The sequence below is a fragment of the Congzhengia sp. genome (genome assembly GCF_037235575.1).
Classification (GTDB): domain Bacteria; phylum Bacillota; class Clostridia; order UBA1381; family UBA9506; genus Congzhengia; species Congzhengia minquanensis.
In genome coordinates, this window is record NZ_JAXUNN010000039.1 from 133,498 (window position 1) to 150,339 (window position 16,842).

Sequence of the window (16,842 nt, forward strand, 5' to 3'; positions counted from 1 at the left end):
TTTCATGAAAAAAATAACGGCACTTTTCCTTGCAGTTTTGTTTTTGTTTCCATCCCTTTCCGCCGGCGCGGAAGAACCGGGCGCAGACGCTCCTGTCTTAGAGTTTGCCGCCAATGAGAATGGAAAATATATTTACTGCAACAACCCGGAATGGATTCGGAGTGAAAATCTGGCGGATAACTCTAACCCAAATCCAAAGTTTTTAATGAATAATGAGAATTTGGGCCCTGACCAATATACCATGTTCATTTCTTTAGTGAACAGAACGGAATTGCCAAAAGCAAACGGAACAGGATTTGGCACACAGGGATTCGACATTGAGGTGGACGTACTTGTCCGCGCTAAGGAGGACACAGAGCTTCGCCTTACATCAGTTGGGTTTGAGGTGCCGGAGCAAAAAAAATATTATTTAAACGGAAACGCATATACCGCAGAGGAGGACTTAGGGTGCTTCACAGCCTGGGCAAGCTATTTAAAAACGCCCGTTTCACAGCTGGACTCAGGCAAAAGCTACCAGCCTGTGTCCTTTCACGAAACCACGGTTACGGTGGAAAAGGGTGAAGCGGTGTGGCTGAGCAGGTTCATTCCCAACTACCGCGAGGTGCCCTTCTGCCGCGTGGTGCACATGATGGCAGACTTTGAAATTGTGTCTGGTATGGCAGATGTGAACATTGCGGCTCTGCGGTCTACCGGCGTACTTTCAGACAGGAGCAATTTTGTAAAGGACGCGGCCTTCGGCTCCTATGTGCGGGAAAACCAGCACAAGGGAATTGCAGACGCAAAAAATCAGGTGGACGCAAACCTCAATTTTGTGATTGACGACTCGTTCACCGACGGGACAAAGCTTCCTGTGACAATTGTAAATCAATATGCCTATGAAGGCAATACGGTGACGAACTGGTTCACCAACCTAAACCCCAGGGCCGACCCGTGGAATAAATATAACGCGGCGGAGTCTTCGCTTTTAAAATTTCGTTATGAAGACCCCAAAAAGCTTAGCTACTACGGGAAAAATGTGCCGGCCTCCCAGCAGAACAACGTGTGGCGCTTCGACTCGGAGCATGCAGATACCACCCAATATCCCGGCAGAATTTGCGGCTTTACAAAAAATCAATATGTTCCAAACTTCCCGCTTTCCGGCTCGGTTGACGAAAGCCTCTGTCCCAATTTGGGCAATTACGGCGTGTTTCAAAACTATCACATCACCATTGACAACCAGGGAAAAGAGGACAAATATTTTTTGTATAAGCTTAACACCATGTCCAACAATTTAATTATTCTGCGGGACGAAAATGGGGACGTTTTACAGCCATACCCTGTTACCAAGGGGGCAACGGCTGTAAAAGAGAGCGACTGTCTGGCCTGTGTGAAGCTTCCCGCTGGAGTGAGCACGAAATTTACACTCACCGTGGTGCTCACCACCAACCACTACGGCGGGATGGAAAACGCCTTTGTTGTCAGCGATACGCCAAGCCCTGTGAAAACCTATGACGATTCATGCCTATATAATGTAAAGAATACATCGTTTACAGGAAACGAAACATTAAAATGGGCTGACGGCAATCTGCTGAAAACCCAAGACGGTCGAACTTTTAAAAACACAGGCATGACGGAAACTACGAAACGCCAGTTTCACGGCCGGGTGGGCGAAATGCGGTTTTTATACACACCGGCCGGGTATGTTGCCAAATCCTGCCTGTACGACGGCACGCCCTACTACAACGTGCGCGAGTTCTACCGGGATGTGTACCTGTTAGATGAAAGCTTTAACATAAAGCTGAGCCACCGGTTCGACAGTTATGCTACAGATATGTCCTATGCAAACGGGAAATTTTATGTAAATGCAGGAACAATTTTCGAGTCGGAGGATTTTGTGACCTGGAATAAGTCTGCCCTTACTGAAATGCCCGTTGGAAATTTAGGAAACCTTGCTGCATATATGAAAAACGGCAGACTGTTTTTGTCGGTAGGCGGGGAAGAATTCTTACAGCCAGAGGCTGTGCCCCCGGCGTATGTGGACGCAATCGGCAACGTGTTCTACTGCGCAGACGGACGCGATTTGTTCGTTTCAGCCAACTGCTTGAGCTGGAAAAAATATACTTTCTCAGAGAAAATTAACGCTTTGGGCAGACACGGTAATATACTCACGGTAAACGGCGCCCAAGAGGTGGACGTATCAGAGGTTTTCAGCACCACCGCTGTAAAGCTTGGTGATCAGCTGTTAGAACTTGCCGTCCCCATGTTGATAACAGAGGACGAAACCGCCTATATTCCGCTCCGCGCTTTTGCGGAAGTGGTTGGTGCCGCAGTAAGCTGGGACGCAGACGCAGGCGAGGCAAAGGTTTTTTACAATAAAAACGAATTTGTGTTCTCTAAGCACAATTTCGGCGGCACCATGTACCTTTCAGAAACAGAAGCGGAAGAAGTGCTCAAAAAGGACGTAAAAGCGTATCCTGATGCAGTTATAATAGAATAGGCAGAAAGGAGAAGGGGCATATCATTTTATGAACTGATATGCTCTTTTTCGTTGCGGATTTTTATATCAATATAAAAATTTTTAAAATTTATGCAATAATTCCGCATCTTAAGTTGTATGAAATATGTATTTGCAAATACACCCCAAGGGAAAGGAGCGAAGGAAATGACCGATGGCGAAAACCAGTATTTTTCGAACATGTACGAAAAATATGCAAAGTCCGTTTACAGTGTATGTCTGCTTTACCTAAAAAGCAAAGAAGACGCCGAAGAAGCAGTAACAGAAGCGTTCATACGGCTCATGAAGCAACGGCCAGATTTTGAAAACGATGCTCATGCAAAATCATATTTAATAAAAATATCTGTTAATATCTGTAAAAATCTATTAAAGTCGGGCTGGAAGAAAAATGTGGTTCATAATGAAGAGATATTGCAGTATATGACATCTTCTGAGGACAGGGGAGTCATGGAAGAGGTTTTATCTTTGTCCCCGAAATACAGAGTTGTAATCTATATGCATTATTATGAAGGTTATACAGCTCAGGAGATAGCCGATATTATGAACATATCGCTTCCGGCAGTTTTATCCAGACTGTCACGCGGACGCGGTAAGCTTAAGGAGATTTTAATAAAGGGAGGATTTTTTTATGCGTGAGAATGACCTAAGGCGGGTATTTGTAAAAATTGAACCGGATGTTGCGCTGAAAGGCAGAATCATCAATAGAATAGATCATTTGGAGGACAACAATATGAAACATGCCTCAAAAAAAGGAATACGCCGCACTGTCGTAATTGCAGCATGTATTACAGCAGTCAGTATTACAACAGTGTTTGCGGCAGGAAACATTATTTCCTATTTTCAGTCTGAGAAATCGGTGGAGCTAACAGATATGAACGCTCTTTCGCGATATAATGAAGAGGTAGGTATAACAGCCTCAAATCATGGTTATACCCTGACGATTGATAACCTTGCCACCGATGATAATTTTATGCACGTATTTTATACGCTGAAACAAGACAATGGATTTACAGAACAAGACGGGGAAAAGCATTTGTGGTTTATATGCCGCATAAATGGTCAGGTTGCAAACTTTGGCAATCATAATGAGGAATATGGATATTTATCAGAGGACGGCAGCTACAAGGGCGTTTTAAAGCTGAATATAGCTTCGATGAAAATTCCTGAAACTTTTAAATTTGAGATGTATTCTGTTGAAGGTTCACAGCTTAACGGCGAATTTGAAGGCGATTATCTTTACCGCGACGGCGTTCAGCTCACGGAGAGCGACATTTCGAAACTTTTATATGTTTCAACCACCGCGAACAAGTCGAGCGTGAAGACAAAGAGTATTGTAAGAAACATTCATAGAAAATTCAGCGTTCCATATTATGACAAAGACAATAACCTGAAAACAGGCGAAGCCGAAATTTCAAAAGTTGTATTTTCACCGTTTGGAAATCAGATTATCGTAAAGGATAAATGCAAAGGCGCAGGCGCAACGTCTGTGAGCGGCTGGGCGCTGTTTGATGAAAACGGGAAGAGCCTGGATATTTTAAATACGGATTTTACTGGGTCGCCGGAGGGCGCGGAATCTACAAATGCAATTGAATTTTTAAAAGCAGATATAAATACCAAGTATTTAAAGTTCGTGCCGATGAAACAAGATACATATGAATTTTTAAGAATGAATACACAGGCAATCGGCACATATCCGCTCACGTTTAAAGTGAATCGTTATGGCAATGTGGTAGTTACGGACGTACGTATCACAGATGGCAAAATAGAAATAGATTACTTTAAAGATGGGTTTTCATCACCTGATCCAGATTTTAAGCTGCTGGACAAGGAAGGCAATAAGGCTGAGTCATTGGAAAAACACGGCTGTCTTCAAACAACGCGTGTTCATCATAACACAAATTCCTATACGATTATCTATGAATATTACACTGAATATGATGAAAGTGGAAATAAGGTACCATTTGAAAAAAGCTCGGTAAGCAAGGAAAATCTTGAAAAGCAATTTACGCAGATTGGTATCGGAGAATATGAATTCATGCTGGATTACGATAACGCCATTGATATGAATTTAAAATAATGTACCAGACAAATTGAATATCAGGAGGCATTGAAAAACGGCTTGGTTTTGACACCATGCCGTTTTTTCAGCTTATTATTGCGGCCGAAACACCACTGTGAAAGCCGAGCCTTCGCCCAGAGTGCTTTTTACAGAGATTTCAGCGCCGCTGGACTGCACAATGTGCTTAACAATGGAAAGCCCCAGCCCCGTTCCGTTCACTTTTTTCGAGTGACTCTTGTCTACCCGGTAAAACCGCTCGAACAGGCGGTCAATGCTGTCGGGCGGAATTCCAATGCCCGTGTCGGCTACGCACAGCATGTTATTGGAAAGCGTAACCGTAACCGAGCCGCCGTCCTTGTTATACTTTAAAGCATTGTCACACAGGTTAAAAATCAGCTCGTGCATCTGCCTGCGGTTGGCAACCACCTGGGTGTCGCCGCCGGCAAGCGTAAGTAAAATGTCTCGTTTTGCGGCCTGTGCCTCAAGGGACTCTAATACTTCTGCGGCTACGGCTTTCAGCGAAACGTTTTCCTTTTGCGCTGCCGGGCCGTTTTCCTCTAAGTTAGAGAGAGCAATAATATCGTCGATTAGCGTTATCAGCCGCGCACTTTCCTTTTCAATTTTTGCGGCAAAGCCTTTCACGTCCTCCGGCTTGGCAATGCCGTTGGTAATGATTTGGGAATAGCCGAAAATGGTGGTTAAAGGCGTTTTCAATTCGTGGGACACGTTAGCCGAAAACTCCCGGCGTATTTGCTCCGAACGGTGTTTCTCACTTACGTCGAACATCAAAATAACCATGCCGCAGACAATATTTTGCTCAAAAACCGGCGTGAAAAACATTTGATATGTTTTGCCGCCGGCTTCAAACAGCACGTCGTTGTTTTTGCCCTGTGAGGCCTCTTTTAGGTGCTGCTCAAACTGTCCGCTGTTTGGAATGGACAAAAAGGGTTTATATTTTACGTCCCGTTCGTCCGCGTTTAAAATCTCCTGTGCGCAGCGGTTCATGGCAAGAATATTGCCGGTGCTGTCTAAGATTACCAGCCCTTCATTCATGTTGGAGGTAACGGTTTGCAGCTGCAGTTTCTGCGACTTTGCCTTGTCGCTCTGGCGCTTAATTTCTGTGTCCTGGTTGGTGAGTTTTGCAATGAGGGGCTTAATCTCCTCATACATAGTGTCCGTATCGGCAAAGTTCATCAGCGCGGCTTCGCGAAACGGCGCAATGATGTTGTTGGTAATGGCCCGCGCAACGTTAGCGGCCACAATGGAAATGAACACCGCGGCCAAAACCGCCACAAACAAAATTCCGCCGAACAGTGCAGGCAGGTTGTGACGCGTGGAGGCAACGCAAAGTACATTTCCGTCAGAAAGGTATGTCATACAATAATAAGTTTTTGAAAAGTTCTCTAAATGAAATGTTGAATAAACAGAAAAGTCGTTATTGCCGTGCAATATGTTTGCGCGTATCTTTTCAGCGGAAATGGGCAGATCGGAGCCATAAACTTTTTGTCCGCCGGCGGAAAAAACAGCAAACTGGTTTTCAAAGGTATGCCCGCTTAAATCGCCGCCTGTGTCGGCAAGTTCATAAATCAGCCTGGTTTCTGTTACAAGCTCAGATTTCACCTGCTGGGTCAGGCAGACATAAAACGCTGACAGCATAAAAACAGTGGCAAGGGAAAGAGTTAAAATGGTAAGCAGACACATGCTGCGATAAATTTTCTGAAACATGTCAGTCCACCTTATAGCCCACGTTCCGCACGGTTTCAATGCAGCTTCCTGCCGCGCCCAGCTTTTGCCGCAGGGTACGAATGTGCACGTCCACCGTTCTCGACTCGCCCTTAAAATCCGTGCCCCAAACACTGACCATCAGCTTGTCACGAGTCATTACAAGTCCCTTGTTACGAATAAGCTGGGAAAGCAGCTCAAACTCTTTGTATGTAAGGGTAACTTCGTTTTCACCCACCGTTACCCGGCGGGAGTTGCTGTCCACTGTAATGTTTCCTAACTTTAATACCCCGGCGGTGGTCTTTTTTGCGCTGCGGCGGAGCACTGCGTTAATCCGCGAAATCAGCTCGGGAATGTCAAAGGGCTTGGTAACATAGTCGTCCGCACCGCCGTCTAAGGCCTTAATCTTGTCAATCTGACCGGATTTTGCTGTGAGCATAATGGTAGGAATGGAAGCTGTTTTTCCGCTCGCTTTCAGCTTTTTTAAAATCTGCATTCCATCCTCGTCGGGCAACATTATGTCTAACAGCACCAGCGAGGGAGTTTTGGTTTTCATTCCTTCCCAAAAGGCGGCTGCGCTGTCAAACCCCGTTACCCGGAACCCGGAGGAGCTTAACGTATATTCAATCAGTTCTTTAATATCGGCGTCGTCCTCAACACAAAAAATATCCTGCATACCAATAAACCGCCTTTCGCTTGAATTAAATTACATACTTTTGTTTATAAGCCTCATACCGCTGTGCAAAATCGTTGCCGCCGCTTCCCTTAACGTTGGAGAGATATTCGTGGGTTTCAAAGCTGTCGTTGGCAACCTCAATTAAGCAGACCGCAACGTTGGAGCAGTGGTCTGCCACCCGCTCGTAGTTGGTTAATAGGTCGGAGAACACAAACCCGGTTTCAATGGAACACTCGTTTTTGCGCACCCGCTGAATGTGCCTGTTTTTCATTTTGTTTTTCAGCCGGTCAATCAGTTGTTCTAATGGCTCAACCTGTTTTGCAAGCTCTAAATCCTCTTTCATAAACGCATCGGTGGTCAGTGTTAAAATCTCTGCCACCGCGCGGGAAATGACCTGAATTTCTTTCATGCCGTCTGAGGAGAACATGATTTTTTTGGTAAATATCTCCTCTGCCACCTCGGCCAAGTTTACAGCATGGTCGCTCATGCGCTCAAAATCGCCGATTGAGTGGAGCAGGTTTGATATTTCGTGGCTGTCATCCAACGACAAGCTTTCGCGGCTTAGCTTTACCAGATAGGTGCCTAGCTTGTCCTCATATTTGTCCACAATCTCCTCATTTTCCCGAATAATGGCCGCCTTTTCACTGCTGAAATCCTTTATGAGCGACATAGCCAAAAACAGGCTGTCCCGGGAGAGCACCGCCATGTGATCGGTCACGTCCTTTGCACGGGCTATGGCAACCGAGGGGGTAGCAAGCAAACGCTCGTCCAGCAGGGAAATTTTCTCTTCTTTTCCGTTGGGGCCATCTTCTTTAATAATAAAATACGCCAGTTTCTCCAGCCATTTTGTAAAGGGGAACAAAATCAGCGTAGACGTTAAGTTAAAAATGGTGTGCACCGCTGCAATTCCTGCCGCATTAATGGAATCGTTAATAAACGGAAATCCAATAGTGGCCTTTAAGGTGTAAAACAAAATTAAAAAGACAAGCGCGCCGATTACATTAAAGCACAGATGAACCACAGCCGTTCTTCTGGCGTTTTTGTTGGTGCCGATGGAAGAGAGCAGGGCTGTTACCGTGGTGCCGATGTTTTGCCCCAAAATAATGGGAACAGCATTGGCATATGTAATGCTGCCCGTAACAGACAGAGCCTGCAAAATTCCCACAGAAGCAGATGAACTTTGAATAATCGCCGTGAGCAGCGCGCCGGTTAAAATGCCTAAAACGGGATTTGAGAACAGAAGCAGCATGTTTGCAAAATCAGGATTTTCAGCAAGGGGCTTCACTGCGGCAGACATCATATCCATGCCGGTCATCAGCACCGCAAAGCCAAGAAAAATTGAGCCGGTGGCTTTTGTGTTGTCAGACTTTGAAAACATAGCAAAAATAATGCCAATGAACGCTAAAATCGGCGCAAAGGACGAAGGCTTTACCAGCTGAAGAAAAAAGTTGTCCCCCTGAATTCCGGAAAGGCTCAGCAGCCACGAAGTCACCGTAGTACCAATGTTTGCGCCCATGATTACGCCGATGGACTGTGAGAGCTTCATAATGCCGGAATTTACAAACCCTACCACCATAACCGTGGTGGCGGAGGAGCTTTGAATGATGGCCGTAACGCCTACGCCTAATAGCAGGCCCTTAATGGGGCTGGAGGTTAAGTGCTCTAAAATTGACTTTAACCGGTCGCCCGAGCGCTTTTCCAAGCCCTCGCCCATTACATTCATTCCAAACAGAAAAATTGCAAGACCACCTAATAGTGTAAATACTGAAAAAATACTCATTTTTTCCTCCGTAAACAAAAACTTTACATCCATTTTATTATATTCTCGTTAAGTTTAAAATAGATTTATGTAAAATTTATGTAAAATTTGTAGCAAACTGGTTAAATTCTGTTCTTTTTCTTATATTCTCCCGGTGTCATTCCTTTTAGTTTTTTAAAGGTCTGGGTAAAGTGGCTGCTGTCGTTAAACCCGCACAATGATGCGACTTCGGTAACCGACTCAGAAGTGGTAACAAGCAGCCGTTCTGCATTTTGAATTCTAACCAGGGTTAAAAATTCGTGAAACCCCATCCCTGCGTAGCTTTTAAACTTCTTTGAAAAATGGCTTTTGCTCATGTTATATTTTAATGCCAAATCATCAAGGGAAATATCCAGCATGTAGTGCTCGGTAATGTCTATTTTCACCTGCTCCATCAGCGGGTTGGATTCTGGAACGGGACTGCCGGCGGTAATCCTGGAAAGATGAATGAGCAAAAGGCTTGTTAAAGCTTCAACCGCACAGAGGGACAACGGTTCATCTCGTTTATATTCTTTTCCGATTTCCTCTAAAAGGGGGAACAAACTCCAGCCGTCTTTAATGTGTGGAGTTTGAAAACAGGTTAACATCTGCTTGTCCATATTTTTAATATGGGTGGAAAAAAAAGAAAGAACAATTCGCTCCGTCATAGCATTGTGATAGGACTGGTGTTTTACATAAGGAGGAATCAACAGAAAATCGCCGGGGACAAGATAATAGGTTCCGTAATCGGTAAAATGCAAAATGCCTCCCGATATCATAAACAGAATTTCGTAATTGGCATGACACTGCACATCCGGCAGAAGAAAAGGGTTTGCTGTTTGAGCCCGATTATAAAAAATCGTTTCAGAACATTCATTAAAATAAACAATTGACATGGCAATTCCATCTCCTGTCGTTTCATATCATTCGTTTCTTGTTTTTATTATACCATAAGTAAAAATGCTTGCTTGCAAGGGCATTTTTGCGAAGCCGTCAATTTCGCAGTTCGCGCTCAAGCGCGGAAGGGCTCCGCCCGAAGGCTTGCGAAGCAAGGCTTCCTGCGAATATTATACCATAGGTGCAAGCCGCCAATCGGCTTGCTTCACACCGATACAATAAACACATCTCGGAAAAGCGTTTGCGCTTTTCCTCCTTGGCGTTGTGTTTATTATATCATATTTTAACTTTCAAAACAATTTTTTTATGTTTTTTTATCTATTTTGCACTAAAATATTATGGTTATCTGAAACTGTTTCGAATATAATGTTGTTAATAAGCTATGGGGATAGTTTATCAAATGATTAACGGAGAAGAGAGGTAGATGTTATGAAAAAATTTTTAGCAGTACTTTTTAGCACTGCATTGCTGCTGAGCGCGCTTGCGCCGGCAAGCATTGCGGCTGAGCAGGAGGCACTCCCTGAGGGCGCTTTTCAGCTTGAGTTTGAAACGTTGGCACAAGCCGCAAATGCCGGCAACCTGCTAACGGAAGCAGAGAAGCCTGGTGATGTGTCGGTAGAATATGCCAGCGGAAAGTCCTTATGGGGGAATACCGGAACACACATAGACCCGAGCGCAGCCTTTACCTTTACCGCGCCCCAGGCGGGGTATTACGATGTGTATTATGCCCTTGGCAATGCCGGAGCAAACACGGTGGATTTAAGCCAAGTATCACTGACCGTCAATGATGAATTGGCCGGTGACAATATAAAAAACAACACACAGATAGAGGATCTTTCCCAATATCAGGACAATGAAAACGGGGGCAAAACTCGGATTTATCCCTGGCAGCATATGGGTATGACCCTGTTTAAAGGTTCTTCCGTTTGCTATCTCAATGAGGGAGAAAACACGCTGAAGGCGGAAGTGACAATATCAGGCGGTAATTATAAGGCATTTAAGTTTTTTGCCGACTATATTCAATTTGTTCCGGTGCAGGGGAAGGTTGTTCAGGCGGGCGATGGTCTGACGCGGATTGAACTCCCTTCGCCGCTCAAAATTAAAGCGTCTGCTTCGGCAAGCTTTGATTTCACCGTTTTAAAGGACGGAAATTATGCGTTTATGGCAAACCGCAACACAGATTACAGCGACGGCACGCTTACAGCAACGGTAACGGAGCAGGACAGCGGAGCGGAGACAGCTGTTTGCACCGACGTGGGCTGGAACGGGGCCGCAAGCGGGCAAAAGCCTTACGCAAGGGTCGGCACCGGCACGACCGGAACGGTAGCGCTCAAGGCAAATGTTCCATACACATTTACTATTACGTCATCCGCCGGGTTTACCACATCTTACTTTGACGTAATTTGTACCGATATTGACGTAAGCGGAAAAACGCTGATTCCGTCGCACTATTACACAAGAACGAACCAAAACACCGACCATTTTTTAAATAACCACGACTTTACAAATGAAATGGAAACATATATCCCGGCAAATTATCCGGAGTATGCTATTGTCGGCCAGCCAAAATCCGGGGAGCTTGCAACACCGTGGAACAAAGCCCCGATTTCTGTTTTGATTACGAAAGGAGGATATGCGGATTATACGCTAAATATTCCAAAGGCGGGTCAATACAGCTTCCGGGTGTATACGTCGGTTTACAGCGGTAGCCAGACGGCATATCCTGAGCCTGTGTATTTCTCAGTTGACGGAACGGAAAAAGGGGCTGTACAATATGATCCTGCCGCCTGGACGGATAAAAACAAAATACTTACGTTTCAAACAGAGCTTTCTGCCGGCCGGCATACACTAAAAATTTCCCGGAAGCAAATTGGCGACGGATCCACTCAAAATACATTTATGTACATTCCTTTTCTAACGGCCGAACCTGTGAAACCTGCGGCTGCAATGTATTTGGGAAGCACTGTCGAGGAAAACAAAATTTCCCTTGTGCAAAACGGAGATTTAATTGCAAAAATTGAGACAAACGGAACCGTACCTCACGAACAAAACATTATGGCATTTTTTGCGATTTACGACGATGAAAAACAGCTGGTGCGCGTTGCAAGTCACATTGGGGCTATCAATGAAGACGCAATAACCTTAACCATCGACAATTTTGCCGCAGAGGCAGAAAAAAAATATAAAGCAAAAGCCTTTTTGTGGAACGACAAGCTCCAGGGGGACTCTTTTGTGCTGGCGGAAGCAGTGGGGCTAGACGATTTGGTTGATTTTAAAGTAACCGTGCCAGAAGGCAGAGAGCCAGTGGTGCTTCAATTAACCGACCCGCAGATCATCGACGCCTCCCAGGAGCGCACGCCGGAACGGCTCGGGGCAAGTTTGGATGCATATTACGCGAAAGACCAAATGGATGCCCGATGCTATTCCTACATGAAAGAAGCTATTGAAGCGACCCAACCGGATTTGATTTTGCTCACCGGCGACTTGGTTTATGGCGAGTTTGATGACAATGGGTCGTCCTTTACAAAGCTTGTAGAGTTTATGGAAGGCTTTGGCATTCCCTGGGCGCCGGTTTTTGGTAATCATGAAAATGAAAGCGCTATGGGGGCAGACTGGCAATGCGATCGGTTTGAAAATGCTCAGAATTGCCTTTTTAAGCAAAGAAGTCTGACCGGAAATGGAAACTACACCGTGGGAATTTTCCAGGGCGGTGTTTTAAAGCGGGTTTTCTTCATGCTGGACTCCAACGGCTGCGGAAACATGAGTAATGCTTCTTTTGCAAACGGTCATTCTAAAAAGGCCATTGGATTTGGCACGGATCAAATTGCGTGGTATACGGACGTCGGAAAGAAAATTAATATTCTTTCACCTGAAACAAAAGTTTCCTTTGCGTTTCATATTCCCCTGGCAATGTTCCAACAGGCCTATATAAAATATGGATTTGCAAACGATGATTCCTTCACACCGATCGATATAGATGCGATTGAGAATAAAGAAGCCGGCGATTTCGGCTATCTTGGAGGCAAAATCAGCAGCGTTTGCGACGCGGACTACAGTGCATATAACGCCATGAAGCGCATAGGGGCCGATTCTCTTTTTACCGGCCATCTGCACGAGCAGAGCGCCAGCGTTATCTATGATGGAGTTCGCTTCCAGTTCGGCCAGAAATCATCAACCTACGACCAGACAAATTACAGAAAAGAAGATGGAAGCATTGCATTTTCTTATACAAATGCCGGAACGCCCATTGTCGGCGGAACGGTTATGAAGCTTACCGAACAAACCGGCGGCATCGGCGAGGCATTCATTTATTACTGCAAAACAGAATCGTAAATCATTGTCTGAAGATAAACACCTATTAATCTATAGCGAGGCTGAAGATACATTTTCGTATTTTCAGCCTCTTATATCTCGGTTTAAATAATTCGCTTAACAGATTTTCTGAGGCAGGCCGGTGTTTGGTGAAATTCCTTTTTAAAGACAGTGTCAAAATACTGACGGCTGCAAAATCCGCATAAATCTGCAATTTTATCTAAGGAAAGCCTGCTGTTCAGTACGAGATGGCGGGCCAATTTTAAACGTTCAATTTGTAAAAAGCGCCAGGGGGTTTGACCGGTAAGTTCTTTAAAAGTTTTGTGAAAAAAACTGGGGCTTAGCGCTGCGGACCTTGCTATATCCGCCAAAGTCAGTTCTTCTTTCAGATGCTTTTTCATAAATTCCTCTGCGGCATAAATGTTGTCGGCGTAAACCTTAAGCGATCCGCCGGTATATAGTTTTTGCTCTCGCAGTATTCCGGCCAGAATTTGGGTCAGCTTCCCGGATATCATTGTTTCCCATCCGGCAGAGTGGTAAGAAAATTCCTGCACACATTCCGAAAAAAGCCCGGAAAACCACTGATAATTGAATGATTTATATACCAATGGAGCAAGACTTAGCGCTTCAATTTCAGCGGTAGGAAATGTCGGCATAAATTTAATGAAATAGCATTCGAAGCTTTTTTTGCTGTATCTGTTTGAACCGGGAGCGGCCAAAAGAATGTTTCCTATACGGTGGGGATAAGCAACGCCGTTTATAAAACTAAAACCGTTTTCTGTGGTGTAGAATTCCAAATCAAAACAGTCGACCGGACGCAGCGGCGTAGTTTCGCATTTAAAAAACTGTTTCGATACATAATATCCGACTTCAATCAAATGAAAAAGAGCCAAAGCATTCACCGTCCAAAATAAGATTTTATAAAAAATAGATAACATTATACATAGAAAAATAGGTGAAATATCTCTATAATAAATATTATCTTAGAAAAATTTATAAAAGTCAATAAAAAATAAGGACGTGATGAAAAAAATGGAATTTCAAGTTAAGGGGCACGAACCGAGTTTATTGCCTCCGGGAAACTGGAAATTAGTTTGGTACGATGAATTTGACGGAACAGAGCTTGACAGAAGCAAATGGGATTTTCGGTTGCATATGATGGGGAAGCGCCATAAAACATGGGATGATGAGGGCGTAAGACTTGATGGAAAGTCACATGCTGTGTTTTCCATATACGAAAAAAACGGCGAAATATGTTCCTCTCAGCTTCAGACAGGGTATAATTTTATGGATGCGGAAAGCGCGGAGGAGGATTGTTGGAACGGCGGCCTCGTTTGGCCTATCGGCAAATTAAAACAACACAAATTTTTGCATAAATTCGGATATTATGAATGCCGGTGCAAGCTTCAGAAAAAAGCAGGGTGGTGGTCTGCGTTTTGGCTGCAGTCTCCGGTCATCGGTTCCAGTTCTGATCCACAAGTTTCCGGCGTGGAAAATGATATTATGGAAAGCTTTACGCCTGGGAAAATCATTGAACATTGCAATCATTTTAACGGGTACGGCGAAGATCATCAGGTTGCAAAGGCCGGAAACGGATTGGCACTTGATGTGGACGAATGGCATGTGTTTGGAATGAAATGGAATGAAAATGGATATACCTTTTATGTTGATGGAAAAGAAGACGGACACATCAGCGGGCCTGTTTCACAAATTCCGCAGTTTATATTAATTTCTACCGAGGTGAACGGCTACCGCGCTAAAGAACGATGTGCAACAAGTGAGGCGAAAGAGGCTGTAGGAGACGTATTCACAGTGGATTATGTACGTGTATTTGACGAGATAAAATAGAAAAAAGCATTGATTTAACGGATTTTAAATTCAGATTAAGGGAAAGAGTGCAAATTTTCTTTTGCACTCTTTCTTTTCGTTTGACCAAACCCGCTGTTGCATGGTATAATTATTTTTGAAAATGCTTGCAAGCAACCGTTTTCGTTTTTTGGTACAATATAAACTGAGGTGGAAAAAACGTGTTAAGCAAAAAGAACAATATCATAAGAAAAGAGAATTACCATGCGTTCCGCACCGGCATGCGCGACGGAATTCCAATCGGCTTAGGTTACCTTGCGGTTTCGTTTTCTTTGGGCATTGCCGCCCAAAACGCCGGACTTTCGCCGTTTCAAGGTTTTTTGGTCAGCCTTTTGTGTAACGCTTCGGCGGGGGAATATGCAGGGTTTACCTTAATTGCGGCAGACGCTGCTTTTGTAGAGGTGGCAATTATTACCATGGTTGCCAACGCTAGGTATCTTTTGATGAGCTGTGCCATGAGCCAGCGAATTGCGCCGGCCACAGGCCTTTTGCACCGTCTGCTTCTAAGCTTTGGCTTAACGGACGAGTTGTTCGGCATTGCGGTGGCAAGGCCGGGAAGTATAAATCCATACTACTCCTATGGCGCGTTTTTTGTTGCGTCGCCCTGCTGGGCGTTTGGGACAGCCCTTGGGGCAGTTGCGGGCAATGTGCTCCCAGTGCGGATTGTCAGCGCGTTAAGCGTTGCGCTGTTTGGCATGTTTCTGGCGGTGTTTGTGCCGCCTGCGAGGAAAGATAAAGTAATAGCGGGAATTGTAATCGCCTGCTTTGTGCTCAGTTTTTCTGCGTCTGTCCTGCCGGTTTTGTCCCAGCTTTCCGAGGGCGTGCGGATTATTATTTTAACAGTGGCAATTTCGTCCGCTGCGGCCCTGATTTTTCCGAAAAAAGACGAACCGGAGGAGAAAACGGCATGACACACAACATGTATGCTTACATTTTAATTATGGCGGGTGTAACGTTTGCAATCCGTGCGCTGCCCCTTGCCTTAATTCAAAAACAAATTCAAAACAGATTTTTAAAATCATTTTTATACTATGTGCCCTACGTAACCCTGGCGGTGATGACATTTCCCGCAATTTTGCACGCCACGCAAAGCCCCATCTCCGGCGGGTTAGCTCTTGCTGCCGGAGCAGTTTCGGCCTGGCGCGGCGCAGGGCTTTTTAAGGTGGCGGTTATCAGCTGCGCTGTGGTGTTTGCGGCAGAACTGGTTTTGAGTGCCGCGTTCATGCTTTAAGGCCTTATGGTGAAAAAATAAGGTTGAAAAAAAGGGCGTTTTATGGTAAAATAAATATAGCACCTGTAAGGAGACCAAACATGAAACGAATTTTAAGCAGACTGCGCCGGGCGGCAGAAGACTACAGCATGATTGACAGCGGCGACAGAATCGCTGTGGGGGTTTCCGGCGGGAAGGACTCGTTAGCGGCCCTAATGGCCATGAAAAACCTTCAGCGCTTTTACCCGAAACCGTTTTATTTAGAGGCAATTACCATCGACATGGGCTTTGACAATATGGATTTTGCAGCCGTGGCCGCGCTTTGCGAAGAAAACGACATTCCATATCACATAGAAAAATCAGACATAAAACAAATCATTTTTGATTACAGAAAAGAAGAAAATCCCTGCTCGCTGTGTGCGAATCTGCGGCGCGGCGCCATGTGTACCGCGGCAAAAAAGCGGGACATTAAAAAAATTGTTTACGGCCACCATTTTGACGACGTGGTGAACACCTTTTTCCTCAGCCTGTTTTATGAGGGAAGGCTAAACTGCTTTGCCCCCGTTACATATTTAGAGCGGATGGACGTGACGGTGCTACGTCCGTTGATTTATGTGGAGGAAAAAGACATTGTGCGGTTTGCCAATAATACCGCGCTGCCGGTGGTGAAAAGCACCTGCCCGGCGGACAAAAACACCAAACGGCAGTATGTGGCCGACCTGTTAGAAGGGTTAGACCAGGAAAATCCCGGCTTAAAACACCGTATTTTTACAGCGGTTCAAAAATCCGGAATAAAGGGATGGAGCCTTTAGGCAATCAGAAAGGAGCG

At 44.9% G+C, this 16,842-nt stretch carries 13 protein-coding genes; 8 read left to right on the forward strand and 5 right to left on the reverse strand.

Features of this window, described 5'->3' with window-relative positions; all coding sequences use genetic code 11:
• Positions 1-4: 4 nt before the first annotated feature.
• The 3 genes from WIG73_RS10150 to WIG73_RS10160 all read left to right on the forward strand — a co-directional run bounded on the left by WIG73_RS10150 (position 5) and on the right by WIG73_RS10160 (position 4,571).
• Positions 5-2,476, forward strand: a complete 2,472-nt coding sequence (locus tag WIG73_RS10150) for a stalk domain-containing protein (protein ID WP_337400431.1) — start codon at positions 5-7, stop codon at positions 2,474-2,476.
• Between the two features lie 117 nt (positions 2,477-2,593).
• The gene (locus WIG73_RS10155; RefSeq protein ID WP_337400432.1) at positions 2,594-3,130 is read left to right on the forward strand and encodes an RNA polymerase sigma factor; all 537 of its coding nucleotides are present in this window, start codon (positions 2,594-2,596) and stop codon (positions 3,128-3,130) included.
• Positions 3,123-4,571: a DUF4179 domain-containing protein gene (locus tag WIG73_RS10160; protein WP_337400433.1), complete on the forward strand. Its 1,449-nt coding sequence runs from the start codon at positions 3,123-3,125 to the stop codon at positions 4,569-4,571. The genes WIG73_RS10155 and WIG73_RS10160 overlap by 8 nt, the downstream gene beginning before the upstream one ends.
• A gap of 75 nt (positions 4,572-4,646) precedes the next feature.
• Here the strand turns inward: WIG73_RS10160 and WIG73_RS10165 are convergent, their stop codons facing one another.
• The 4 genes from WIG73_RS10165 to WIG73_RS10180 all read right to left on the reverse strand — a co-directional run bounded on the left by WIG73_RS10165 (position 4,647) and on the right by WIG73_RS10180 (position 9,624).
• Entirely contained in the window at positions 4,647-6,278 is a 1,632-nt protein-coding gene (locus tag WIG73_RS10165; RefSeq protein WP_177679287.1) for an ATP-binding protein, read from the reverse strand.
• Between the two features lies 1 nt (position 6,279).
• Positions 6,280-6,951, reverse strand: a complete 672-nt coding sequence (locus WIG73_RS10170) for a response regulator transcription factor (RefSeq protein WP_337400434.1) — start codon at positions 6,949-6,951, stop codon at positions 6,280-6,282.
• 25 nt (positions 6,952-6,976) lie between these two features.
• The gene (locus tag WIG73_RS10175; protein WP_177679291.1) at positions 6,977-8,731 is read right to left on the reverse strand and encodes a Na/Pi symporter; all 1,755 of its coding nucleotides are present in this window, start codon (positions 8,729-8,731) and stop codon (positions 6,977-6,979) included.
• Between the two features lie 101 nt (positions 8,732-8,832).
• Positions 8,833-9,624: a helix-turn-helix domain-containing protein gene (locus tag WIG73_RS10180; protein ID WP_337400435.1), complete on the reverse strand. Its 792-nt coding sequence runs from the start codon at positions 9,622-9,624 to the stop codon at positions 8,833-8,835.
• A 430-nt stretch (positions 9,625-10,054) separates the two neighbouring features.
• Here WIG73_RS10180 and WIG73_RS10185 point away from each other — a divergent pair, with 430 nt between their 5' ends.
• Positions 10,055-12,958: a metallophosphoesterase gene (locus WIG73_RS10185; RefSeq protein ID WP_337400436.1), complete on the forward strand. Its 2,904-nt coding sequence runs from the start codon at positions 10,055-10,057 to the stop codon at positions 12,956-12,958.
• An 83-nt stretch (positions 12,959-13,041) separates the two neighbouring features.
• Here WIG73_RS10185 and WIG73_RS10190 read toward each other — a convergent pair whose 3' ends face one another.
• Positions 13,042-13,830 carry an AraC family transcriptional regulator gene (locus tag WIG73_RS10190; RefSeq protein ID WP_337400437.1) on the reverse strand — a complete coding sequence of 263 codons (789 nt, stop codon included), beginning with the start codon at positions 13,828-13,830 and terminating at the stop codon, positions 13,042-13,044.
• Between the two features lie 139 nt (positions 13,831-13,969).
• Here WIG73_RS10190 and WIG73_RS10195 point away from each other — a divergent pair, with 139 nt between their 5' ends.
• The 4 genes from WIG73_RS10195 (at position 13,970) to WIG73_RS10210 (ending at position 16,825) form a co-directional block, all read left to right on the forward strand.
• On the forward strand, positions 13,970-14,785 hold the full coding sequence (locus WIG73_RS10195; RefSeq protein ID WP_177679021.1) for a family 16 glycosylhydrolase: 816 nt from the start codon (positions 13,970-13,972) through the stop codon (positions 14,783-14,785).
• Positions 14,786-14,964: 179 nt separating this feature from the next.
• Complete coding sequence (locus tag WIG73_RS10200) at positions 14,965-15,714, forward strand: AzlC family ABC transporter permease (RefSeq protein ID WP_337400438.1); 750 nt, start codon at positions 14,965-14,967, stop codon at positions 15,712-15,714.
• The gene (locus WIG73_RS10205; protein WP_337400439.1) at positions 15,711-16,034 is read left to right on the forward strand and encodes an AzlD domain-containing protein; all 324 of its coding nucleotides are present in this window, start codon (positions 15,711-15,713) and stop codon (positions 16,032-16,034) included. Before WIG73_RS10200 ends, WIG73_RS10205 begins: the two co-directional genes overlap by 4 nt.
• An 80-nt stretch (positions 16,035-16,114) precedes the next feature.
• Entirely contained in the window at positions 16,115-16,825 is a 711-nt protein-coding gene (locus tag WIG73_RS10210; protein WP_337400440.1) for an ATP-binding protein, read from the forward strand.
• The last annotated feature ends 17 nt before the right edge of the window (positions 16,826-16,842 follow it).

Coding starts and splice junctions, on each gene's coding strand:
- WIG73_RS10185 (WP_337400436.1), top strand. CDS start 10,055: ATGAAAAAATTTTTAGCAGTACTTTTTAGCACTGCATTGCTGCTGAGC.
- WIG73_RS10210 (WP_337400440.1), top strand. CDS start 16,115: ATGAAACGAATTTTAAGCAGACTGCGCCGGGCGGCAGAAGACTACAGC.
- WIG73_RS10175 (WP_177679291.1), bottom strand. CDS start 8,731: ATGAGTATTTTTTCAGTATTTACACTATTAGGTGGTCTTGCAATTTTT.
- WIG73_RS10160 (WP_337400433.1), top strand. CDS start 3,123: ATGCGTGAGAATGACCTAAGGCGGGTATTTGTAAAAATTGAACCGGAT.
- WIG73_RS10155 (WP_337400432.1), top strand. CDS start 2,594: ATGAAATATGTATTTGCAAATACACCCCAAGGGAAAGGAGCGAAGGAA.
- WIG73_RS10170 (WP_337400434.1), bottom strand. CDS start 6,951: ATGCAGGATATTTTTTGTGTTGAGGACGACGCCGATATTAAAGAACTG.
- WIG73_RS10205 (WP_337400439.1), top strand. CDS start 15,711: ATGACACACAACATGTATGCTTACATTTTAATTATGGCGGGTGTAACG.
- WIG73_RS10150 (WP_337400431.1), top strand. CDS start 5: ATGAAAAAAATAACGGCACTTTTCCTTGCAGTTTTGTTTTTGTTTCCA.
- WIG73_RS10180 (WP_337400435.1), bottom strand. CDS start 9,624: ATGTCAATTGTTTATTTTAATGAATGTTCTGAAACGATTTTTTATAAT.
- WIG73_RS10195 (WP_177679021.1), top strand. CDS start 13,970: ATGGAATTTCAAGTTAAGGGGCACGAACCGAGTTTATTGCCTCCGGGA.
- WIG73_RS10165 (WP_177679287.1), bottom strand. CDS start 6,278: ATGTTTCAGAAAATTTATCGCAGCATGTGTCTGCTTACCATTTTAACT.